22 protein-coding genes are annotated in these 21,922 nt (G+C 26.9%); 5 read left to right on the top strand and 17 right to left on the bottom strand.

What is annotated here, in order from left to right; all coding sequences use genetic code 11:
- The 13 genes from GBG18_RS08025 to GBG18_RS07965 form a co-directional block, all read right to left on the bottom strand.
- Positions 1-1,419, bottom strand: a complete 1,419-nt coding sequence (locus tag GBG18_RS08025) for a DNA recombination protein RmuC (RefSeq protein WP_152190033.1) — start codon at positions 1,417-1,419, stop codon at positions 1-3.
- A complete protein-coding gene (locus GBG18_RS08020; RefSeq protein ID WP_152190031.1) occupies positions 1,409-2,659 on the bottom strand; it encodes a M48 family metallopeptidase in 1,251 nt (416 codons plus the stop codon). Before GBG18_RS08020 ends, GBG18_RS08025 begins: the two co-directional genes overlap by 11 nt.
- 80 nt (positions 2,660-2,739) lie before the next feature.
- Positions 2,740-3,747, bottom strand: a complete 1,008-nt coding sequence (locus GBG18_RS08015; protein WP_152190029.1) for a GGDEF domain-containing protein — start codon at positions 3,745-3,747, stop codon at positions 2,740-2,742.
- Between the two features lie 67 nt (positions 3,748-3,814).
- Positions 3,815-4,318, bottom strand: coding sequence for a phospholipase D-like domain-containing protein (locus GBG18_RS08010; RefSeq protein ID WP_152190027.1), 504 nt, complete (start codon positions 4,316-4,318; stop codon positions 3,815-3,817).
- On the bottom strand, positions 4,305-4,667 hold the full coding sequence (locus GBG18_RS08005) for a YbgC/FadM family acyl-CoA thioesterase (RefSeq protein WP_152190026.1): 363 nt from the start codon (positions 4,665-4,667) through the stop codon (positions 4,305-4,307). The genes GBG18_RS08010 and GBG18_RS08005 overlap by 14 nt, the downstream gene beginning before the upstream one ends.
- Before the next feature lie 92 nt (positions 4,668-4,759).
- Positions 4,760-5,845 carry an ATP-binding cassette domain-containing protein gene (locus GBG18_RS15665; protein WP_152190024.1) on the bottom strand — a complete coding sequence of 362 codons (1,086 nt, stop codon included), beginning with the start codon at positions 5,843-5,845 and terminating at the stop codon, positions 4,760-4,762.
- Positions 5,823-6,146 (bottom strand): ATP-binding cassette domain-containing protein, encoded by a 324-nt coding sequence (locus GBG18_RS15660; protein WP_152190022.1) that lies wholly within the window; start codon positions 6,144-6,146, stop codon positions 5,823-5,825. The genes GBG18_RS15665 and GBG18_RS15660 overlap by 23 nt, the downstream gene beginning before the upstream one ends.
- Positions 6,146-6,931, bottom strand: a complete 786-nt coding sequence (locus tag GBG18_RS07990) for an ABC transporter permease (protein WP_152190021.1) — start codon at positions 6,929-6,931, stop codon at positions 6,146-6,148. The genes GBG18_RS15660 and GBG18_RS07990 overlap by 1 nt, the downstream gene beginning before the upstream one ends.
- Positions 6,924-7,865, bottom strand: coding sequence for an ABC transporter permease (locus GBG18_RS07985; RefSeq protein WP_152190019.1), 942 nt, complete (start codon positions 7,863-7,865; stop codon positions 6,924-6,926). Before GBG18_RS07985 ends, GBG18_RS07990 begins: the two co-directional genes overlap by 8 nt.
- A 4-nt stretch (positions 7,866-7,869) precedes the next feature.
- The gene (locus tag GBG18_RS07980; protein WP_152190018.1) at positions 7,870-9,372 is read right to left on the bottom strand and encodes an ABC transporter substrate-binding protein; all 1,503 of its coding nucleotides are present in this window, start codon (positions 9,370-9,372) and stop codon (positions 7,870-7,872) included.
- A 238-nt stretch (positions 9,373-9,610) separates the two neighbouring features.
- Positions 9,611-9,994: a PAS domain-containing protein gene (locus GBG18_RS07975; RefSeq protein WP_152190016.1), complete on the bottom strand. Its 384-nt coding sequence runs from the start codon at positions 9,992-9,994 to the stop codon at positions 9,611-9,613.
- On the bottom strand, positions 9,991-12,546 hold the full coding sequence (locus GBG18_RS07970; protein WP_152190015.1) for a methyl-accepting chemotaxis protein: 2,556 nt from the start codon (positions 12,544-12,546) through the stop codon (positions 9,991-9,993). The genes GBG18_RS07975 and GBG18_RS07970 overlap by 4 nt, the downstream gene beginning before the upstream one ends.
- An 89-nt stretch (positions 12,547-12,635) precedes the next feature.
- Positions 12,636-13,655 (bottom strand): aldo/keto reductase, encoded by a 1,020-nt coding sequence (locus GBG18_RS07965; RefSeq protein WP_152190013.1) that lies wholly within the window; start codon positions 13,653-13,655, stop codon positions 12,636-12,638.
- A gap of 163 nt (positions 13,656-13,818) precedes the next feature.
- On the opposite strand from GBG18_RS07965, the gene GBG18_RS07960 reads away from it, so the two are divergent.
- From GBG18_RS07960 to GBG18_RS07945, 4 genes are all read left to right on the top strand, one after another.
- Positions 13,819-14,823, top strand: coding sequence for a Bug family tripartite tricarboxylate transporter substrate binding protein (locus tag GBG18_RS07960; RefSeq protein ID WP_152190011.1), 1,005 nt, complete (start codon positions 13,819-13,821; stop codon positions 14,821-14,823).
- A gap of 9 nt (positions 14,824-14,832) precedes the next feature.
- Entirely contained in the window at positions 14,833-15,279 is a 447-nt protein-coding gene (locus GBG18_RS07955; protein WP_152190009.1) for a tripartite tricarboxylate transporter TctB family protein, read from the top strand.
- A gap of 8 nt (positions 15,280-15,287) precedes the next feature.
- Positions 15,288-16,799, top strand: a complete 1,512-nt coding sequence (locus tag GBG18_RS07950) for a tripartite tricarboxylate transporter permease (protein ID WP_152190007.1) — start codon at positions 15,288-15,290, stop codon at positions 16,797-16,799.
- 79 nt (positions 16,800-16,878) lie between these two features.
- Entirely contained in the window at positions 16,879-17,712 is an 834-nt protein-coding gene (locus GBG18_RS07945; RefSeq protein ID WP_152190005.1) for a DUF5718 family protein, read from the top strand.
- A gap of 9 nt (positions 17,713-17,721) precedes the next feature.
- On the opposite strand, the gene GBG18_RS07940 is transcribed toward GBG18_RS07945, so the two are convergent.
- The 4 genes from GBG18_RS07940 to GBG18_RS07925 form a co-directional block, all read right to left on the bottom strand.
- Positions 17,722-19,086, bottom strand: a complete 1,365-nt coding sequence (locus GBG18_RS07940) for a sensor histidine kinase (RefSeq protein ID WP_152190003.1) — start codon at positions 19,084-19,086, stop codon at positions 17,722-17,724.
- The gene (locus GBG18_RS07935) at positions 19,083-19,745 is read right to left on the bottom strand and encodes a response regulator transcription factor (protein ID WP_152190001.1); all 663 of its coding nucleotides are present in this window, start codon (positions 19,743-19,745) and stop codon (positions 19,083-19,085) included. The genes GBG18_RS07940 and GBG18_RS07935 overlap by 4 nt, the downstream gene beginning before the upstream one ends.
- 18 nt (positions 19,746-19,763) lie before the next feature.
- Positions 19,764-20,588, bottom strand: a complete 825-nt coding sequence (locus GBG18_RS07930) for a universal stress protein (protein WP_152190000.1) — start codon at positions 20,586-20,588, stop codon at positions 19,764-19,766.
- A gap of 85 nt (positions 20,589-20,673) precedes the next feature.
- Entirely contained in the window at positions 20,674-21,651 is a 978-nt protein-coding gene (locus GBG18_RS07925; protein WP_152189998.1) for an SLAC1 anion channel family protein, read from the bottom strand.
- A 52-nt stretch (positions 21,652-21,703) separates the two neighbouring features.
- On the opposite strand from GBG18_RS07925, the gene GBG18_RS07920 reads away from it, so the two are divergent.
- Positions 21,704-21,916: a malate dehydrogenase gene (locus tag GBG18_RS07920; RefSeq protein ID WP_152189996.1), complete on the top strand. Its 213-nt coding sequence runs from the start codon at positions 21,704-21,706 to the stop codon at positions 21,914-21,916.
- Positions 21,917-21,922 lie beyond the last annotated feature (6 nt).

The raw sequence follows: 21,922 nt of genomic DNA, 5'->3' as shown, positions 1-21,922 counted from the left end.
TTAATCAATATTGATATTTTTAGTATTAATTTGCTTTTTAGGCTTAACACCAAGCTCTATAAACTCTTCAGATCTTTTAATAAGATTTCCATTACCAGTTGATAATTTTGAAAATGCACTATCATAAGCTTTTTGAGTTTTATTTATATTATGTCCTATATCTTCAATATCTTTTATAAAACCATAAAATTTATCATATAAATCTGCAGCTTTTTTAGAAATAATTTCTGCATTTTCATTTTGGTGTTCATTTCTCCAGATATTTTCAATTGTTCTTAATGTAACAAATAAAGTTGAAGGAGAAACAATCATAATATTATGTTCAAAAGCCATTTTAAATAAGTTCTTATCTTTAGTTGAAGCTAGTAAAAAAGCGCCTTCTATTGGTACAAACATTAAAACAAAATCTAATGTCTTAACACCTTCAATATCTTCATATTTTTTAGAACTTAAGCCTTTTATATGACTTGTAATTGATTTAAGAATCTCTTTTGCTGCAATATCTTTTTTATTTTTATCATCAGTTTGAGTATAAGAAAGATAAGAGTTTAAAGAAACTTTTGAATCAATAATAATATCTTTTTGAGATGGAAGATGTACTATTACATCTGGTCTTAATGTTTTTCCATCTTTATCAACATAAGAACCTTGTGTATCATACTCTTTACCTTCTCTAAGACCTGTTTGATCTAGAATTGAAGATAAAATCATTTCTCCCCAATCCCCTTGTATCTTGTTTTCACCTTTTAATGCTTTTGTTAAATTAACAGCATCAGATGAAATCTTGTTATTTAAATCTTTTAAAGTTTTAATCTCTGTTAATAAAGATGATCTTTGTTTTGTCTCTTCACTATAAATATCATTTGCTCTTTTTCCAAAAGATTCTAATTGATCTTTAAATGAAGTTAAAACTTGAGTTAAATTTAGATTTGATTTCTTTTGATTTTCATCAAAAAGTTTATTTGCTAAGTTTTCAAATTCTATTTTCATTTGAACTTTTGATTCTTCTAATAAAGCAATTCTTTCATTAAGATTTTCTTCTTTAGTTTTTGACATTTTTTCTTGACTAGATAGTTTTAGTTCATAATTAGCAGTAATATTATCTAAAGTTTCATCAGTATGTTTTTCTAGCATTGAGAGTTTATCTTCTAAGCTTTCTTTTATTAACTTTTTTTCTTCTTCAAGCTTTCTATTTGAAGTATTTAGTGTATTTATTTGCCCTTCGTAAGAACTATGATTTAATTCAATTTTTTCATTTAAAGCTTTTAATTTTAATAATGCTTCATCTTGAAGATTATTTAATTTGTTCTCATATTTTTGTCTTGAAAACTGTAATATAATTAATATACCAGACAATATACCAATTACTGAAACAATTAAAGTTAGATAACTAACTTCAATTAAGCCATTACTCATCATGATTGAACTCCTCTTTAAGTGCTTGTGTTGAATTGTTATTATTTACATCATAACCTAATTCTTTAAATCTTTCAGTTAAAGGAGGATGAGAATAATAAAAGAAAATGTATATAGGATGTGATAAAGGAAAAGATTTATTTTCATTTGCAAGTTTTAATAAAGCATTTACTAAATCATCTTTTGAAGATAAATTTGAACCAAACTCATCAGCAGCATATTCATTATGTCTTGAAATTAGTGAAATTAAAGGCATTAAGAAAAATGATAATATTGGTGAAAAAATTAAAAACACAACTATAATTGAAGATGCTTCTTGATTTAATGATAAGCCTAAAAATAACTCTTCTGGTAAATTACCAAAAATAGCAAAGAACACAAACATTACAAGTCCCATAATACCAATATTTTTTATAATATCACCATTTTTGAAATGTCCTAGTTCATGACCTAATACAGCTAATAATTCATTATGTGAAAGTTTTTCAACTAAAGTATCAAATAGTACAACTCTTTTTGTACTACCTAATCCTCCAAAATATGCATTTAACCTATTATCACGCTTACTTGCATCTACAGAAAAAACTCCTGAGCTTTTAAATCCAACTTCATCTAAAAGTTTTTCTATTTTTACTTCAAGTTCTTTATCTTTTAATTTTTCAAACTTATCAAACATTTTATCTCTAATTACAGGATAAAGCATATTTATTAGAATAATAATTGCAAAAATAAAAACAAACCCCCAAATCCACCATGCAGGGAAAGTCTCAATTATAAATGAAATTCCTGCAATAACAATAGAACCTAAAACTAAAAATAAAACAGCTGATTTAATTGTATCTTTTATATACAAAGAAAGCGTCATATTAGAGAAACCATACTTTTTATCTAATTTAAATGTTGAGTATAATTCAAAAGGTAATGTTAGAATCCAGTTTACAATGATAAATAAATTAACAAATAAAATCGCTTTTAACCAAAAAGATTCAACAGTAACAACAGAATCTAATGCTGATAGACCAACACTTATCCACATCATAAAAATTAAGAAATCATAAAAAGTAGATAAAATAGCCATTTTTTCTTTTTCAATTGAATAATCAGCTGCAATTTTATATTTCAACTCTTCTAAAATAATAGGTTTTAAGTTTTTTGCTTTTTGTACAAAATTAACTTGCATAAACGATGTGTAAATATTAAATAAAAAGTATAAACAATATGCAATAACAAACATTTCTAACACTAAATAATCCTTTTGTAATATATATATTTTAATTAATATATTACTATATTTTTACTTGGAATTTATTAAAAATTATGACTTTAATTATTTGGCATTTCTTCTTTTGATAGCTCAACCCTATTTCGGCCATTTCTTTTTGCTTCATAAAGAGCTAAGTCTGCTTTATGCAAAATAGCTTCTAAATCTACATCTTGAGGACGAAGCATTGCAATACCAATACTTACAGTAAATTTTATTTTATGATTTTTAGGGCTTATATATTCTAAATTTGACATTTCTTGTCGAATATTTTCAGCAGCATGTAAGGCACCACGTTCTGAAGTATTTGGCAATACAGCAGCAAATTCTTCTCCACCAAGTCTACCAAATATATCACTATTTCTAAGTGTAGTATTACACTTACTTGCCATCATTCTAATAATTTCATCACCAATAGCATGACCATAAGAATCATTTATTAATTTAAATTTATCAATATCAATCATTAAAACAGCTAATTTCTTTTTTTCTCGTCTATTATAAGAGATTATTGGTCCACATGATTCAAAAAAGCTTCTTCTATTTTTTACACCAGAAAGAGAGTCAGTTGTAGCTAAAATATTTAATTTAACATTTATCTTGTTTAGTTCTTTTGTTCTTTTATCAACAGCAGCTTCTAGAACATTTTGATACTCTTTTAATCTTCTTTCTTGTGCATTTAATTTGATAGCTTCTAAGATTATTAATTCAAAATCTACTTTTTTTAATTGTTTTGGAATAATTTTATATAAGCTTGAATGATTAATAATATTTTGAATATTCCCTAACGTTAAAATATCTTTAAATATTATATTTTTAGTATTTGGAGAGTTTTTTGATAACTCAACTAAAAAGTCATCACAAGTCATACTTGAATTATTTTTCCCATTGATAGTAATTAAAATTTCATTTCCTGCAATAATATTATTAAAACATCCAATTAATGCTTGCTCTGCATTAATATAACTTTCTATAAGATAATCACTATCTACTATTCTTGAAATTTTATTGTATAAAGTGTCAAGAATTTCAACATCATTATTAATACATGCTATTACATATTTACTCATTTAATACTCTCCGAAGAAAGATATTATCCAATATTAATTTAAAATAAATTTATGAATTCTAGATTAATTAAAACTCTCTTAAAAAATTAAACATTTTATTTATTATTTTTTTATCCCTTGTAAATAATACAACTTCATAATTATCTTTAAATGACTCTTTTGTCCAATTAATACTACCAAGTACTGCTATTTCTTTATCAAATATAGCAATTTTTGTATGTAGTTTTTTATCTGCGATTTTTACATCTATTCCATTATTTTTAAAATACTTGTAAATTTTATCATCTTTTTTAATTTTTGACCTATCTAATACAATTTTAATGCTAACACCATTTTTTGAAGAAGAAACTAGTTCTTTTGCAAATTTCTTATAAGAAAAATTATACATTCCTATTGAAATACTTTTTTTTGCATTTTTTATCAAATTAAAAATATTATCTTTTGTTTTATCAGCTTCATCTGGCAAGAAATAGACCTGATTTAAACTTGTAAAAGTATCTATTTTATTCTCTTTAGAATAAAGATTAAAAGATAGTAATACAACTAGTAGGGATATTTTAAATAAATACATTCATTAATTCCTTTGGGATTCTATGAGGTTTAAAACTTTTTAAAAAAGCAAGTTTAAATTTACCTTTAAATAAAACTTCACCATCTTTTAAAACTTCTTGATAAATAGTTATCGATGCAGCTTTTTTTTCTATAAGTTCACAAGTAACATCTAATTCATCTCCAAAAACAGCAGACTTAACATAATCAGCTTCTACATGCTTAACTACAAAAAACTCATCTTCATTATGTGGTGACATACCTTTTTTAAAAAACAAATCAGACCTTGCTCTTTCACAAAATTTTAAATAGTTTGCATAATAAACAACTCCACCAACATCAGTATCTTCATAATAAACACGTACTTTCATATTTAGCCTTATATATAAAATAATCATATTCTAATATAAGTTTATTAAAGAAAGCAATAAAACTTCTAAATATAATATTTAGAAGTTTTAAATCATTTTAAATAAACAATGTTATTAGAAATCTTTTGTGCTATTTCTAAATCATGTGTTACTAAAAGTAGTGAGAGTTTTTCTTTTTTTACAATATCAACTAAAAGATATATTACTTCTTGTTGACTTATTGAGTCAAGTCTAGAAGTTGCTTCATCTGCAAAAATAAAAGCTGGTTTTAAAAGTAAGACTTTTATTATCGCCATTCTTTGAAGTTCACCACCTGAAACTTCATGGGGTTTTCTTTTTAGTAATCCTTTTTCTAAATTTACTTTTTTTAAGTATTCATAAACTTTTTTCATACTTAAATGATGAAGTTTTACTAAATCTTTAAAGCCCTCTTCTAAAATTTGGTTTGGTAAAAAAGCACTTGGTGGTTGTTGATATATTTTTTGAAATTTTAATATATCAAAACTTTTTGATTTTATAATCTCTCCACTTGTAGGAGTTTTTACTCCAAGAAGAATATCTCCTAAAGTACTTTTCCCACTTCCACTTACTCCAACAACTGACGTAATTTCACCTTTTCTTAGTTTGAAATTTAAATTCTTAAAGAGACTATTTTTACCATACTCTTTATTAAGGTTTTTTACTTCAATTAGCTCTTCATTCATACTATCTGGTTTTTTAACATCCCATAAAGAGCTTTGACTTTGAAAAAGTCTTTTTGTATATTCATTTATAGGATTTAAAAAAAGTTCTTCACTTTTCCCATATTCAATTAATTCTCCATCAACTATTATTCCAAGATTTCCTTTTATATTCTTTGCAATATCTATATCGTGAGTGATTACAAAAAGTAGTCTATTCTCTTCAACTTCTTTATTTAATCTTTTTGATACTTGCTTACAAAGTTCTTTATCAAGACCTTTTGTTGGCTCATCAGCTAAAAGTACTTGAGAATTAAAAGCATGAGTAATTGCTATAGTTGTTCTTTGACACATACCTCCTGATATTTCAAAAGGATAGGAGTTAGAAAACTCTTTTAATGATACATCCTCTAAATCTTTTAATGCTTTTTCTTTTGCATTTTCTTTGTTTTTATGAATAAACTGATGTACTTCACTAACCTGCTCTACTATTTTCATAGTAGGGTCTAAAGCGCCAAGGTTCTTGTGGTAAAAGTGCTATATCTTTTCCCCACAAAGCTCTTCTTTCTTCAAGTGAAAGCTTTAGTAAATCTATTTCATCTAAAAGTATTTCTCCTTTAATTTCTAAATCTTTAGATAAACTTCCCATAATAGCATCAATAATTAAAGATTTTCCAGAGCCTGATTCCCCTAAAAGAACTAATGGAGTTCCCCTTTGGAATCTAAGATTTATGTTTTTAACTAAAATAGCATTTTTAGAAGAAACTGATAAATTTCTAATTTCTAATTTCTTATACATTAGTAATCCTTTTTTGCTATTAGTTGTAAAGATAAAACTAATAAAAATATAAATATAGATGGTAAAACAACTAAAAATGGTTCTTCTTCAAAATAAGGCATTAATTCAACAATCATACTACCAAGTTCTGCAGTTGGAGGTTGAAGTCCTACTCCAATAGCACTTAGAGTTGAGATTGCAATAATTGCTGTACTCATAGCAAAAGCACAAAGAGTTAACATAACTGGATATAAGCTTGGTAAAATTTGTTTTTTAAGAATATAAAATGATGAAAAGCCTAAAAGCCTCGTTGATTCAATATAAGGCTCAACTAAAATAGATTTTGTTTTAGCTCTACTTACCCTAAAAAATTCTACCCATAAAGATAAAGATAGGCCTAAATATAAATATAAAAAATTTCCAGGAGCAAAAGCAACAAAAAGTAAAACTAAAAGTAATCCTGGTAGTGCTAATATAATATCTGAAAAAAGAACTAATATTTTTTCTATTATTCCTCTTTTATATGCTGCTAAAACCCCTAATAAAATCCCAGGAATTGCAGATGTTAACATAGTAAGAAAAGCTAAAGAAAAAGATAATTGTATTGCATAAGCAATTCTTGTTAGCATATCTCTTCCAAAATGATCAGTTCCCAATAGATTTGCATTAGTAATTCCTGAAAAACTTTTCATTAAATCTTGTTCATGAGGCTCATATCCACTAAAAAAAGGAACTAACACTGAAAATAAACATAAAAGAACAAGTAAGATAATTCCAATAAACTTTGAGTCAAAATACTTAATCATGTTTAACTCCTAATCTAGGGTCTAAATATTTTGATAAGATGTCCGTAAAAAGATTTATTAAAATAAAAAATATTCCCATTAATAAAACTGTACCTTGAATCATTGGTACATCCCTTGATAAAACGGCATGAACTAAAGCATGTCCAATACCTGGAAAAGCAAATAATGATTCAACTACAACCACACCTTCTATTAAATAAATAGATTGAAGTCCTAAAAAAGCCAAGATAGGAATAAAGGCATTTTTTAAAGCATGTCGTTTTACTAAAACGTAATTTGATAATCCTTTATATTTTCCATATGTAAAATAAGTTGATTTTGTAACTTCACTCATTGATTCTCTAATTAACCTATTTGAAACAGCACTAAGAGCTAAAGCAAGAGTTAATCCTGGCAAAATAAAGTATGTCCAATCATCAAAACCAGCAGGTGGTAGTATATTTAACTGTATACTAAATATGATTATTAAAATAATTGCTAAGACAAAAGGTGGAATTGCTTTAAAAACTATAGAGAAAAAAAGACTTAGTTTATCAATAAATCCATTATTTTTACTTCCTGAATATATACCCAAAGGAAAAGAAATAATCAAACTTAAAATAAAAGCAAAAAGTGCAAGGTATAAAGAGTATCCAAATTGAGTTTGAAGTTCATCTATAATCTTTTGACCTGTAACTAAAGAATATCCTAAATCAAATTGTAGAAGTTGAAATAGTGAATCAAAATATTGTTCATATAAAGGTCTATTTAATCCAAGTTCTTGTGCAACATTTTGAGCAATCTCATTTGTAACAACATCAGGTCCGTATCTTCCAGCAGCAATTTTTAAAGCCTTATCTCCAGGAAGTGCATGTATTAAAATAAAACAAATAGTATTTATAAATACTGCAAGTGTAAAAACTTGCAGTACTTTTGAAAATAAAACTTTTAGCATTTAATTATTTAGTCCATTTAATTTGTGCTAAAAAGAAATTTATTTCTAAAGGGTCAACTTTAACATTATTAACTCTTTTATTTGAAACAACAGTTTTCTCAGTCCAAGCTAATGGAATAGAGGGTAATTCATTTTGTAAAAGTTCAGTAACTTTGTATTGTAACTGTCTATTATCAGATGACTTTAACTCATCTAAATATTTAAACATCGTTTCATTTTTCCAGTTCATTGCACCCCAGTTTGCTCCACCTTTACCATAATCTTGAAGTAAAGTTCCTAATGGGTTTGGTACTAAAACAAAGTTTCTAGAAATTAATCCTAAATGTAAAGTATTATTCTTATGTTTTCTAATAATTTCTGTATAACTACCTATTAATAGTTTTAAATCAACACCAATCTTTTTTAACTGAGCTTGAATAGCTGTTGCAATTACAGGAAGTTCTGGTCTATCATTATAAGTATCTAAAGTAATTTCAAACTTTTTCCCATCTTTATACCTAAACCCATCGCTTTGTTTCTTCCAACCAGCATTATCTAATAATTTATTTGCTTTTTTTATATCATAAGATAAAGGTTTTAACTCTTTATTATACCAAAGGCTCATAGAAACTGGAAACATCTGTGTTGCTGCTAAATCCTCATTTTTTAAGATAACTTTTGCAATAGCTTTTCTATTTATTGCTAAACTTATTGCTTCTCTTAATTCTGCTGTATTAAAAAACTCTGAACCAGAATTAACCTTCAGCATTCTTGCTCTTGGTATTGCTTTAAACTCTACATTCAAATTTGGATTTTTCTTTAAAGATTTTATTGAAGTTGGAAGTATATTATATGCAATATCAGCCTCTTGACTTTTAATCATTAAAGCTCTAGTTTCGCCCTTTCCTACAGCTAAATATGAAGCTTCTTTTATATTCGCTTTACCATTCCACCAATTTTCATTTCTAATAAGTTTAACTTTTAAAGGTAGTGTTATTTTATTAACTTCATATGCACCACTTGCAATCATATTTATAACCTTTGCATTTTCATCAAAAGATTTTTTTGCTAGAATCACTGTACTATAGTGTGCAAAATAAGCAGGTAAAGAATTAAATTTAGAAGTTAAAGTTACTTCAATTGTCTTTCCTTTTGCTTTTATACTTTTTAAAGGAAGATAACTTAAAATACTTTTTTTAAGTACTGCATTTGTATTTAAGTTATACTCTACAATACTTGCATTTAAAGAACTTCCATCATGAAACTTTACACCATCTCTTAGATTAAATGTCCAAACTAAACCATCATTAGAAACAGACCAAGTAGTAGCTAAGGCAGGTATTAATTCACCTATTTCATTTACACCTACTAAGTTTTCTGCAACTTGCATTGATTGAAAAATTTTACCTGATTGTGTAGGTTCAAGTCCTGTTACTTCCCAAGGAGCAATAACTTTTAATTCCTTTGCATTTGCAAATAAGAACAACATGCTAATTAACATAAATTTATAGAATATATTTTTATTCATAAAATCCCTTTTTAATATTTAATTTTATGCAACCTAGTTGCAATAATGGAATTATAAATAAAATGACTTAAATGCAACTTAGTTGCAATATTTGCCTTCTGATATATTTAATTAATGATAATAAAATAATATAGTAAGTATATTTGATATAGTTATAACTGTAGTTTGTTATGAAGTCTATGAAAAGCTAAAAGTATCTAGGTAAGTTGTATTTAGAACTAATTTAATAAAGAAGAGCTTATCTCATAGTTGAGTAAAGCTCTTCTGCTTTTTGAATATCTTCTCGTGATGGTTTTCTTCGACATGATATATAACAGTCATTTTTATTCGCATCTTTATAAGGATAAACAGTTGCAAAAACCCAATAAAATCCACCCTGTTTTGTAGCATTTTTCACATATCCTTGCCATACATTTCCAGATTTTACAGTCTTCCATAAATCTTCAAAAGCAGCTTTTGGCATATCTTTGTGTCTAACCATATTATGAGGTTGATTAATCAATTCTTCTAAACTATATCCCGCAACATTACAGAATTCTTCATTTGCAAATTTTATTATACCCTTAGAATCTGTTTCACTAACTAAAAATGCATTTTCTTTTAATACTGTTTCACTACTCATTTTAAATCCTGACTTTTACAATTAATTTCTCTAATTCTATTTAATAGTTCAAAAACTATTTCAATATTTTTTTCAATATTTTCAGTTACTGCAAAAATATGTTCATTATCATAATCTTGCGCGTATAAATCTACAGTATCTTGTACCATAGAATGAACTCTTCTGTGTGCAATTAATAATTCTTGCCACTCATTACTTTTTGCAAATTCACTATCTTTATTAGCATCAATCCATTTCCCTAAATTACATTCATGATGATTTTTAACGGTAAAGGTATGTTTTGATTTACACTGTGCAAAGTTTGTATTTTTAAAGACAATATGGTCTGATTTTAATTTATTTACATCAAAAATCAAATCTGTATCACAGATTAATGCTTTTGCTTTTTTATCAAAAGATGTTTTATTCACAACACTTTGTAACTGAACAGCTAAAGATGTTGTAACTCCTGCCATATTATTAATATTTGAAGCTAATGATGCATTTTGTTGTGTTGCTTGATCTAGAGAATTTACCGTATCATTTATTTGAGCCATAGCAAGTTGTTGTTCTTTTGAAGCTGTTGCAACATCCTCAATTAGTTGAATAGTTACTTCAATATTTTCATTTAATTCATTATAACCACTAATCATTTTAGTAGTAATCTCTTTACCATCTTTTGCTTTTGAAGTTGCACTTTCTACTAAATCTTTTATCTCTTTTGCAGCTTCTGCAGATCTACTTGCAAGATTTCTAACCTCTTGAGCAACAACAGCAAAACCTTTTCCAGCCTCACCAGCAGTTGCTGCTTCAACGGCTGCATTTAATGATAGAATATTTGTTTGGAATGCAATTTGATCAATAACAGAAATTGATTCATGAATAGCATTTACTTCAACACTTAACTGCTCCATTGATTCTGATGTTTTATAAGCTAAAGTTTTTCCTATTTCATTTGATTTAGTTACATTTTGTGCATATAAAGCCATCTTAGTTGCACTTTGACTACTTCTATCAATAGTTGCAGAGATTTCTTCAATTGCTGCGGCAGTCTCTTCTAAAGATGCTGCTTGTGCATTTGAAGAATCACTTAATCTTTTTGATGCATTTGATAATTCACTAGCACTATTTGTAAGCTTGTTATTTGATTCATCAATTAAACACATCAATTCATTACTTGTTGCTTGTGTAACTTTTGTTCCACTTAATAAAGATGCAATTAATCCTGTTAGCCCTTCAATATGTGGAATAGGATGATCATATTTTGCATTAGCAAGAGCTACTAATACATCTGATAATTGTGTTAAATTTGTTTGCATTCTTGTAATCATATTGTTTATTTCACCAACTAAAGAATCAACTTCAGCAGAGTGCGCTTTGTTTTTAATTCTGTCGTTTAATAATCCCGCATTAACTTTTCCAATAATTATTCTAGACTCTTCAATAACAATTCTATCTTCTTCTTGACCACTTGCAATTGAGTCTAAGTACTCATTAAAACTTTGAACAACATCACCAATTTCATCTTTTGATTTTATCTCTATTCTAGTTGAATCTAATGTAGTGTTATTTTTAATAATATCTATTGCATTTTTAAGATTTAAAATTGGTGCAATTATATTTTTTTTCATATTTATTAAAGAAACAATCATTGCTAATAGTAAAGATACAATTAAAATAAGTAATGCTACCCAGATTATTATAGAAGCATTATTTATAGCAACTTCAACTTTTTTTATATCACGAGAAGTAACAGCTATTCCTAATTTTTTACCATTAAAGTCTTTTATATCAATATATGAATAAAAATATTTATCATCCATTAAGTATTTATTGTCCATTAATTCTTTAAAATTAATATTTTTTAAATCATTTAAAACTTCTTTATTGATAAACTTTTGTGAAATAATATAATTACCTAATTTATATTTATCATCAACTTTGGCAACAGCTAAGGAACTGTCCATAAGTAAAAAGAAAGCATCTCCTATTTTATCGAAAGATTTAGCAACTGAATTAACACCTTGCATAAATTCTAAGGAACCTAAATGATTACTATTTTCATCTACAATAGGAACAACAGATCTTATACTAAGTCCTGCTTTACCCACTTCAAATGTATTAACAGAGTTTACTGTTTTATTTACTTTTACAACACTTGATCTAAAAGAGCTTAAATCGTCACCAAATTTTTTATCTTTCCAAGACCGTAAAAATGATTTATTATCTTTTGTATGAATATGTACTTTTATATTTTTAAAAGGTGTATGAGTTTTCATATCTTTTGATAAAGAGGAGAGTGCTTTTATTGCTAAGGCTCTGTTATTTAAAGATAAAGAGTTTTTTATCATACCATCATTAGAGATTGATATAGCATTTGATATACCAACTTCTAATTTTGATTTAAGTTTTTGATCAGCTAAATAATTCAATTCGATATTTAAATCATTATAAACTTCATTTTTCAAATTATTCTTATAGTTATTTAAAATAAAATAACCAATAATTAACATACTTACTGTTACGATAATTGTAACAATTGCAAACTTTTTTGCAAGACTAAAACTCTTCATTATTGAGACCTTGTAACTATTTTTAACTTATTATATATTAATAAATATTATAATTTAATAATAGCAAAAAGATTAAATAATTTTTATAGTTATCCCATTGGATACATTATTTTGTTTTGTATCTGTTCAATTTTTTTCATTAACTCTTTATCAATACTAAATTTAAAAGCTTCTAAAGATTCATCAAGTTGAGATAATTCTCTTGCACCTATAATAGTAGATGCTACAAAGTCAAAATGTTTAGAATATGCAACTGCTAATGTAACAGGTGATATTCCATACTCTTTAGCTAATTGTGTATATTCATTTGAAGCTTCAATTGTTTTAGCATTTACAAACCTAGCAGCTTGTGCTTGAACTCTAGGATTTGAATTATTTATATAAGCTGCAAATCTTGAATCTTCTGGATAGAAATTGTTGTTATATTTACCTGATAAAACACCTCCTGCTATTGGAGAATATGGAAGTAAAGAAATATTCTCTTTTCTACATACAGTTGCAAGTTCATCTAAAAATCTTGGGTTTAATAAAGAGAAATTATTTTGAATTGATTGAAATCTTGAAAGATTTTTATTTTTAGATGTTTCATTTGCTTTTGTAAGTCCATAAGCAGTATCATTTGAAGTTCCAATATATCGTACTTTACCCTCTTTTACTAACTCATCAAATGCTCTTAATGATTCTTCAATTGGTACAATTGGGTCTGGCCAATGCATTTGATAAAGATCTAAATAATCTGTATCAAGTCTTTTTAAACTACCCTCAACTGCTTTTTTAATATGAAAAGAATCAATAGCTGTAAGACCATGTCTTTGAGGTGGAACAAACCAACCAGCAGCTGCTCCACTTACTTTTGAAGCTAATATAATAGAATCTCTTTCTTTTGTTTTTAACCACTCTCCTACAATCTCTTCAGTATCACCTGCTGTAGATTTTTTAGGTGGAACTGGATATAACTCTGCTGTATCATAAAAATTTATTCCATTGTCATATGCTTTATCTAAAATCTTGAAAGCTTCTTTTTTTGATGTACTAGAACCAAAAGTCATTGTTCCCATACAAATAGAAGAAACTCTAAGTCCACTATTTCCTATATATCTAAAATCCATAATATTTCCTTCATATTTTTAATAAAGAATTATTATAACTATAAAAAAAGTTTATATCAATAAATTTTTTATGAAATATTACGATTTTTCTTTATAATTACTGTCAGCATTCTGCCAGATTCATCTGTTAAAGTTTCATCATAACTTAAATATAGGAGAGATTATGTATACAAATATTGTTAAATCGACAATGAAAATAGCTGTTACTACAGTATTAGGATTAGGCTTAGTAGGTGGAACAAATCTATTAGCAGACGATTATCCAACTAAAAAACCAGTTAACATGGTTGTAGGATTTGGTATTGGAGGAAGTGCAGATAGAATGACACGTTCTATGACAACATTTTTATCTGATGAATTAGATACAAGAGTAAAAGTTGTTAATAAAAAAGGTGCAGGTACACAAATCGCTGCTAATTATGTATTAAGAAAACCTGCTGATGGTTATACTGTATTTGCATCAACTTTTGCTCCATACTTAGCAAATACTATCCTTTCAGGTAATGCAAAATATCAAATGACTGATTTTGATTTTTTAAATATACAATGGTTTGATTTTGAACTATTTGCTTTAAATAAAAATTCAAAATATAACAATATGTTAGAAGTTATTGAAGCAATTAAAAATAAACCAAAGACTGTTAAAGCGGCCGTTGTTCAAGGTTCCGGTGGACATTTAATGTTAAAACTTTTATTAGAAAAATTTGACATTCCTCAAGAAAATCTTAATTTAGTGACATATAGTAGTGGTGGAAAAGCAAGAACTGCAGTTGCAGGTGGTCAAGTTGATTTAATTGCTATTTCAGCACAAGGAAGTGAAAGTATAAGAGAGTTCATTAAGCCAATTGCAATTGTAAAAGATGAAAAAATGAAACAATGGGATGCTCCAACTTTAAATGAAGCTATTTCTTCATCTGGAATTAAACTACCAGTATTTAGTGGATCTATGAGAGGTTTTGCAGTTCCAGTTACATTTAAAGAAAAATATCCAGAGAGATATACAAAATTAGTTGATGGAATTAAAAGAACATTAGCGAATAAAGGTGTACAAAAATTTCTTAAAAAGAATGATATAGGTTATACTTGGAGTGGTCCTGAGCAATCTAATAAACTTATTCAAGAATCATTTGAAATCTTTAAGTCATACTCTTACTTACTTAAAAAATAAGGATAAGCCATGGCTTTATCAACAGAAAAAATAGCTAATAGCATAGTCATACTATGCTTAGCTACTTTTGTATTATGGTATGCAATAGATACACATAATGCTTCAAGTAGTCTTGAAAATATAATTTTAATTCTTCCTATTGCAGCAATAGTACTTTGTTTATGTATTTATGAGTTTTTTACTCAAAAAGATATAAGCAAAGAAGAGACTAAGGATAGTATCTCTTCAGTGATACCTGTAATGATTCTATTTACATTATATGTATTAACATTAGAGTTATTAGGATTTGACGTAGGAACAGTTTTATTTTTAGGATTGTTTTTATTTTTTCATGGTGAAAAAAGATTACCATGGATATTAGGTTATAGTTTAGTTTATGGTTTTATAATTGCATATTTCTTTTCACAGATGCTTCCATATCCTATGCCTATGATGATATTACCAACAGATTATTAGGAGGGATTATGGATTTAATTGATATAGCTTCTGCTTCAGAAGCCTTTAGTTTACTATTTTCGCAACCTGAATATTGGTTAGTTGTAATACCTGGTATTATGATTGGACTATTTTTTGGTGCAACTCCAGGATTACAAACATCAATGGCTATGGCAATTTTCTTGCCAATAACTTTATATATGGACTTTTTGCAGGCAATGTTGTTTTTAACGGCAATATTTACAGGTGGTGGTTTTGGAGCAGGAGTTCCTGCAATTTTAATGAATATACCAGGAACCTCTTCTGCTATTGCAACAGCTTTTGATGGTTATCCAATGGCAAGAAACGGAAAACACAATGAAGCTTTAGGTTTAGCTTTAGGTTCTTCTACTTTTGGAGTACTTCTTGGATATATTTTATTATTCTTTTTAATAAAACCCATGTCTGGATTTGTGTTAAAACTTGGACCTTCTGAAATGTTTATGGTAATTCTTTGGGGACTTACATTAATTGCAAGTTTAACTGGAAAGCATATGATTAAAGGTTTAATTGCTGGTCTTTTTGGACTTTTAATTGGAACAATAGGATTTAGTGAAGTTGGGGTTATGAGAGGAACAATGGATATTGAACTTTTAGCTGACGGTGTTCCTGTAATTCCAGCAATGATGGGAATGTTTGCTGCATCTGAGCTTTTTAAACTTGTGAATTCTGAATTTTTAGTTGAAGATGAAAGTCAAAGAAAAGTTAGAATTTCATATATTCTAAAAGGATTTAAACAAGCTTTCAAGTATCCAGTAATTTTGATTAGAGGAAGTTTTATTGGTGTTTTAATTGGTGCTGTTCCAGGAGTTGGTTCTTCTGTATCTAATTTACTTTCATATATTGAAACAAAAAGAAGAGATAAAGACCCAGATAGCTTTGGAAAAGGAAATCCAAAAGGTGTAGTTGCTTCAGAAGCTGCGAATAGTACATCTGAAGCTGGTTCAATGGCAACATTATTAGCACTTGGAATTCCAGGTGGTGGAGCAACAGCAGTTATGCTTGCAGCCTTTGCTATGCATAACATTACAGGTGGTCCTCAGTTTATTAGAGAAGAGATGGACATAGTTTATGCAATTATTTTTGCTAACTTTGGACAGGTATTTTTACTTATAATCTTAGGATTATTACTTATTCCTGTTTTAGCTTCTATTATAAAAGTAAAGATGAATTATCTTGTTCCTTCTGTTTTAGTACTTGCAACTGCAGGAGCATTTGGATTAACGGGTAATATGGCAGGTCCTATTAGTGTATTAGTGTTTGCTCTTATAGGATGGTTATTTAGAAGATATAACTTCTCAGTTCCAGCAACTGTTATTGGCATGTTACTTGGTAGTATGGGAGAAAGTAATTTAGTTCAGTCTTTACAAATTTCTGGCGGAGATATATCATATATAGTTGAAAGACCAATTACCTTAGTAATTTTAGCTTTATTAGTTATATCTTTATTTGGTTCTACTATCATCGAAAAGTTTACTAAAAATAAACTTTCTACTAAATAATTAAACTTACAAACTAAATAAAAAAAGAGGCTAAAAGTCTCTTTTTTTTTCACAAAACTTTCAAATAGGAATAATATATATGTTAAAAGAAAAATTAAAAGATTATTTAGGTTTTGCTGTAGCAGGTAATTTTGCAGGGCATTTGGGAGAAGCTGGCGAAGCAGATGAGTTTTCAGTAATAAAAACAAAAGATAAAAACGAACCAAAAGGATTATTCCCTTTTTATATAAAAGATCATGACTCTTTTTTGAAAACATATCCCATTTGTACTAACACTATTTATACTCATCAAAGAGAAAATGATAAAATCCAAGCAGAACCAGAGCTTGCATTGATTTGTGACTTTGTTTATAAAAATGAAAAATTAATAGATATAACTCCTAAATATTTTTCTGCTTTTAATGACTGCTCTTTAAGGGTACAAAATGGTGATAAATTAAGTACTAAGAAAAATTGGGGAATAAAAACAAAAGGTATATCAGAAGATATTATTGAAATTGATAACTTTACAGAAGATGGAATTTTAAGTAAATATCATATTTCCTCTTTTATAAAAAGAGATGGAAAGCTTCATAATTATGGAACTATTTCTGCTGTTAAGTCCTATTCATACTTTTTTACTCAATTAAAAAATTGGATTATAGATAAATTTAATACTCAAGAGGATTGTGGTCCACTTGAAGAGATTACACAATTTATGAAAAAAGCAAATGAAGCAAAAGGAATACTAATAGCATCAGGTGCAACTGCTTATAGTGAGTTTGGAAAGAAGAACTATTTAAAAAATGATGATGAACTTTTTATATATGTATACAATGCCCGTAAATACAGTCATCAAGATATTATTAATAATATAGATTCAACTATAAAACTCGATGAATGTTCAAAACTTCATCAAGTGATTAAATCTTAAGATTATATATTAATTTAGTGGAAAAATAATAGAGACAACTAATCCATTATTGTTTATAGCTTGTACTTTTGCATTGTGTAAAGATGCAATTTGTTTTACAATATTTAATCCTAAACCATTTCCACTTTTTTTAGAATCAACTCTATAAAATCTATCAAAAATAGTATTTAAATCTTTTTTTTCAATGCCTTTACCTTCATCTTTTATATTTAACCAAATAGTATTATTATGTTTTTTCAAAAAGAGTGTTATTGTACCTATTGGATTTCCTAAATCATCAAGTGCATAATGTAGAGCATTATTAACAATATTATTCAGCATACTTTTTAACATAATTTCATCAGCTTCTATGAATATATTTTCATCAATATTTTCAAAGGCAAATTCAAACCCTTTTGAATATACTTTTGATGAAATTTTTAAAGCATAATCCTTACAAAAATTATTAAGGTTTATTCTTTTTAAATATGTTTTATCTATTGTATTTGGATTAGTTTTTGCATAAAGTAGTAGTTGTTCAGTTATATGGGACATTGTATTAACTACTTTATTTAATTCAGCATAATCCCAATTATTGTTTTCTTTATACTCTTCTAATTGGACTTTTAATTCAGCTAAAGGTGTTCTTAATTGATGAGAAACATCTGAGTTAAATTGTTCAATATATTTAATCGTATCTCTACTTCTTGTTAATAAAATATTAATACTATTAACAACATCTTCAATCTCTTTTGGAGACTCAAAATATATTGGTTTTAAATCTTTAGTATCTCTATTTTGAATTATCTCTTTTAATTTATATAAGGGAAGTAAACCATTTTTAACAGCAAAAAAAGATATTAGTAAAGTAAAAATAATCACTGAAAAAACAACTATAAAAAGAATAGTTAAAATTTCATTTATAGTTTCTTCTCTTCCTTCTAGTGTTTCTGCTATTGTAATTGTTGCAAAATGTGTTTTTCCTGCACTTGCAAGTGAGGTATTAAAAGATACTGCTCTTAATCTTGCACCTGCATATGTTGTATTATAAAAAAGTTTATCTTTATTTTTTAATAAATCATCTCTTAGTAAGTTTTTATATCCAGTAAGGACTTTTTTATCTTTATTTACAATAGAATAAAATACTAAGCCATCATTATTGGAAGCTAATAGGTCAATAGCAAAATAAGGAAGGTCAACAATTAATCTTCCATTTTTAATATTTATACTATCTTCCATACTTTTTGCTGTAGCATTTAATGTATTATCAAAGTGTTTATTTACTTTATCTTGTACTACAAAATAAATAATCAACACTAGTAAAATTGCCCCAATAGTTAAAGGTAAGCTTAAAGATACTATAAGTCTTGATTTAATTGATTGTATATTATTCATTTACTACTCAAAATATAACCTAAACCTCTTGCTGTTTTAAGATTTATTGAATCTCCTAGTTTTTTTCGTATTCGTGATACATAAGTTTCTACTGATGATGGTTCAATAGAATCTGTAAAAGTACTAATATGTTCAACAATATTTTCTTTACTTAAAACAGTATCTACATTTAATAATAAATTTTCAAATATCGCTAATTCTCTTTTACTTAACTCAACATATTCATTACTTTTTATAAGTGTTCTATTTTGAGTATCGTAAACTAAGTCATTATAAGTTATCTTATTATGTACTTGATATTTTGTTCTTCTAAGAAGTGCTTGAACTCTAGCAATTACTTCATTTAGTTCAAATGGTTTACATAAATAATCATCAGCCCCACAGTCTAAACCAAATATTCTTTGATCAAGTTCATCTCTAGCAGAAATTATAAGTATTGGTATAACCCTATGAAGATTTCTTAGTTTCTTAATAATATCAATACCATCAATACCAGGCAAACCTAAGTCTAAAATAAGTAAATCATAAAATGATGTTTCTATAGCGTACAGACCTTCTTCTCCATTTAAAAAAAGGTCTACACAATATCCATTGTTTTCAAGTTTTTTTAGAACTGCATTTGCTAGTTTTTCATTATCTTCTACTAATAATATTTTCATAGTATCATTCTAACATAATTAATGAGACATAAAAACTGGTATGCTAGAGTTTTCTAATAAATATCTTGTAGCTCCACCAAACATAAGTTCTTTTAAACCTTTATGCCCATAAGCACCTGCAACTATCATATCAAAGTTTCCATCTAATGCAGAATTCAATAATGCTTGACCTGGAATTCTTGTTGTTTTAACAATCTCATAACTTGCTTCAATTTGGTGTAGTTTTAAATAAGAAAGTAAATTTTCAATTGTTTCATTGTTTTTTGTATATTCAATTGAAGAAACAATATGCACTTTTTGAGCCTGTTTTAGTATTTCTATAGATGATGTAATAGCACGTGATACTTCAGGAGAGTTATTCCATCCTATAATAATTGAATCAAAAGAAAATTTTCTTAAAATTCGAGGAAACATTAATACAGATTTTCCACTTTTAAGAACTGCTGTTTCAAATGTTGCTGTTGTAATACCAGAAGGAGGAGCAGCAGCTATAACTAAATCACAAAATTTTGATTCTTGTTCAACAAGAGTACTTCTAACACCCTCTTTTATTTTTAAATCAACAAGTGAATCATTTATATTAATTTCTTGAGAAACTTTTTTAAAAAGTTTCTCAAATTCTTTATTTTCATCTTTATATTTACTTTCAACTATTTCATCAATTTCTTTTATTATTTCATTTGGAATAGCATATGTTTTATAAAGACTAGAATCAGATTTATGTCCACATTTTAGTACATCTAATTTAACATCAAATTTTTTAGCAATTAATAATGCCCCATATAATCTCTCTTCTAATTCATCTCCACCACCAATTGGGAAAAACAACTTCTTATAATTCATCTATATTCCTTTAAAAGATTTTTATAAATTATAAGATAGATATCTGGCAGAATACTGACAAGCAAGAAATAATATATCTTTAAAACTATTCCATAATACAAATTTCTTTTTTTGTCATATGAGCAAGAGTTTCTCTAGCAACTAAATAAACAATAACTGAAGTTATTAGCATGAAAATATATGATAATAAGCTATAGAACCAATATGAAGTTAATTCAAACATTAAAATTGTTGCAAGTGTTATTGAAGCCATTGGAAAGGTAAAAGCCCACCATGATATAAAAAATTTTATATTTATGTAGTTTTTATACATTGTAAATACAAGTATTGTAAAAAATAAACCTAAACTATATAAAATATGTGCAAAAAAATCTAACTCTCCCGCTAACTTTATATATGAAAGAAAAGCAATGGCAGGTGGTGCAATTAAAATAAAAAGTGTTGGCATAAATTTTGGTGCAAATTGTTTATGAAAGATAATTCTATTTAAGATAATAGAAAAAAGTATAATCCAAAAGAAAATACCAATTGAGAAATAAAAATATAATACAGAGTCATCAATAAAACCTTTACCAGCAATTGGAACAATTAAATTACCAACGATTGGTATAAACCAAGCAGGATTAGAGTGTTGAATTTCAAAGCTATTATTTATCCAAAACTTCATTGTATAAAAAGTAAAAAATATATGTAAAGAAGCACCAAGAATAAAAAATATTTGGGATAAATCATCTAAAGTATGTCTATAAAAAATTGATAATAATAGTGTTGAAATAGAAATAGCTGCAAAAAAATTAACTCTTATTGGATGAGTCATCTCTTTTTTCACTTCTTCTTTATATTTTAGTAGTTTTAAAAGATAAGTAAAAAGAATTATAAAAAATACAATTGTAGAAAATATTCCTAATAAAACTCCCACAATTGAAGGAAAATATAAAACTTCGCTCAACTTTTTAAATACTAAGGATAAACCACTTAATCCCATAATAATTGCAAACATCATTACAGGAAAAAACTGTAATCTATTTGATGGTATTGATTTAATACTTTCATTTATTTTCATTTATTACATCCTATTTATAATTAATTTATTATAATTAGAAAAAAGGTTGAAAATGGCAAAAAAGAAACCAGCGTTAGTAGATTTAAAAAAGATGAACTTATCTTTCGAAGAAAAAGGTCAAATAATAAAACTAATAAACTTTAAAACTCAAACACTTTCAATTGATACTGAAATCTATGAAAATGAAACTTTTATTGCTAAAAGAAGTATGGTATATGCACATTTACCTAAAAAATTAAAGGTAATATTAAACAAATTTTTCTAACTATTT

Source organism: Poseidonibacter ostreae (assembly GCF_009208075.1).
In the GTDB taxonomy this organism is placed as follows: Bacteria; Campylobacterota; Campylobacteria; order Campylobacterales; family Arcobacteraceae; genus Poseidonibacter; species Poseidonibacter ostreae.
Note: the sequence above shows the minus strand (reverse complement) of the source record. Positions and strands in the feature narration are given on the sequence as shown.

Excerpts from the sequence above, each read along its gene's own strand:
- GBG18_RS08015 (WP_152190029.1), bottom strand. The coding sequence starts at position 3,747 with ATGAGTAAATATGTAATAGCATGTATTAATAATGATGTTGAAATTCTT.
- GBG18_RS07985 (WP_152190019.1), bottom strand. The coding sequence starts at position 7,865 with ATGCTAAAAGTTTTATTTTCAAAAGTACTGCAAGTTTTTACACTTGCA.
- GBG18_RS07945 (WP_152190005.1), top strand. The coding sequence starts at position 16,879 with ATGTTAAAAGAAAAATTAAAAGATTATTTAGGTTTTGCTGTAGCAGGT.
- GBG18_RS07955 (WP_152190009.1), top strand. The coding sequence starts at position 14,833 with ATGGCTTTATCAACAGAAAAAATAGCTAATAGCATAGTCATACTATGC.
- GBG18_RS07980 (WP_152190018.1), bottom strand. The coding sequence starts at position 9,372 with ATGAATAAAAATATATTCTATAAATTTATGTTAATTAGCATGTTGTTC.
- GBG18_RS08025 (WP_152190033.1), bottom strand. The coding sequence starts at position 1,419 with ATGATGAGTAATGGCTTAATTGAAGTTAGTTATCTAACTTTAATTGTT.
- GBG18_RS07950 (WP_152190007.1), top strand. The coding sequence starts at position 15,288 with ATGGATTTAATTGATATAGCTTCTGCTTCAGAAGCCTTTAGTTTACTA.
- GBG18_RS07965 (WP_152190013.1), bottom strand. The coding sequence starts at position 13,655 with ATGGATTTTAGATATATAGGAAATAGTGGACTTAGAGTTTCTTCTATT.
- GBG18_RS07970 (WP_152190015.1), bottom strand. The coding sequence starts at position 12,546 with ATGAAGAGTTTTAGTCTTGCAAAAAAGTTTGCAATTGTTACAATTATC.
- GBG18_RS07925 (WP_152189998.1), bottom strand. The coding sequence starts at position 21,651 with ATGAAAATAAATGAAAGTATTAAATCAATACCATCAAATAGATTACAG.
- GBG18_RS07920 (WP_152189996.1), top strand. The coding sequence starts at position 21,704 with ATGGCAAAAAAGAAACCAGCGTTAGTAGATTTAAAAAAGATGAACTTA.
- GBG18_RS07960 (WP_152190011.1), top strand. The coding sequence starts at position 13,819 with ATGTATACAAATATTGTTAAATCGACAATGAAAATAGCTGTTACTACA.
- GBG18_RS07940 (WP_152190003.1), bottom strand. The coding sequence starts at position 19,086 with ATGAATAATATACAATCAATTAAATCAAGACTTATAGTATCTTTAAGC.
- GBG18_RS07935 (WP_152190001.1), bottom strand. The coding sequence starts at position 19,745 with ATGAAAATATTATTAGTAGAAGATAATGAAAAACTAGCAAATGCAGTT.
- GBG18_RS08010 (WP_152190027.1), bottom strand. The coding sequence starts at position 4,318 with ATGTATTTATTTAAAATATCCCTACTAGTTGTATTACTATCTTTTAAT.
- GBG18_RS07975 (WP_152190016.1), bottom strand. The coding sequence starts at position 9,994 with ATGAGTAGTGAAACAGTATTAAAAGAAAATGCATTTTTAGTTAGTGAA.
- GBG18_RS07930 (WP_152190000.1), bottom strand. The coding sequence starts at position 20,588 with ATGAATTATAAGAAGTTGTTTTTCCCAATTGGTGGTGGAGATGAATTA.
- GBG18_RS07990 (WP_152190021.1), bottom strand. The coding sequence starts at position 6,931 with ATGATTAAGTATTTTGACTCAAAGTTTATTGGAATTATCTTACTTGTT.
- GBG18_RS08005 (WP_152190026.1), bottom strand. The coding sequence starts at position 4,667 with ATGAAAGTACGTGTTTATTATGAAGATACTGATGTTGGTGGAGTTGTT.
- GBG18_RS15660 (WP_152190022.1), bottom strand. The coding sequence starts at position 6,146 with ATGTATAAGAAATTAGAAATTAGAAATTTATCAGTTTCTTCTAAAAAT.
- GBG18_RS15665 (WP_152190024.1), bottom strand. The coding sequence starts at position 5,845 with ATGAAAATAGTAGAGCAGGTTAGTGAAGTACATCAGTTTATTCATAAA.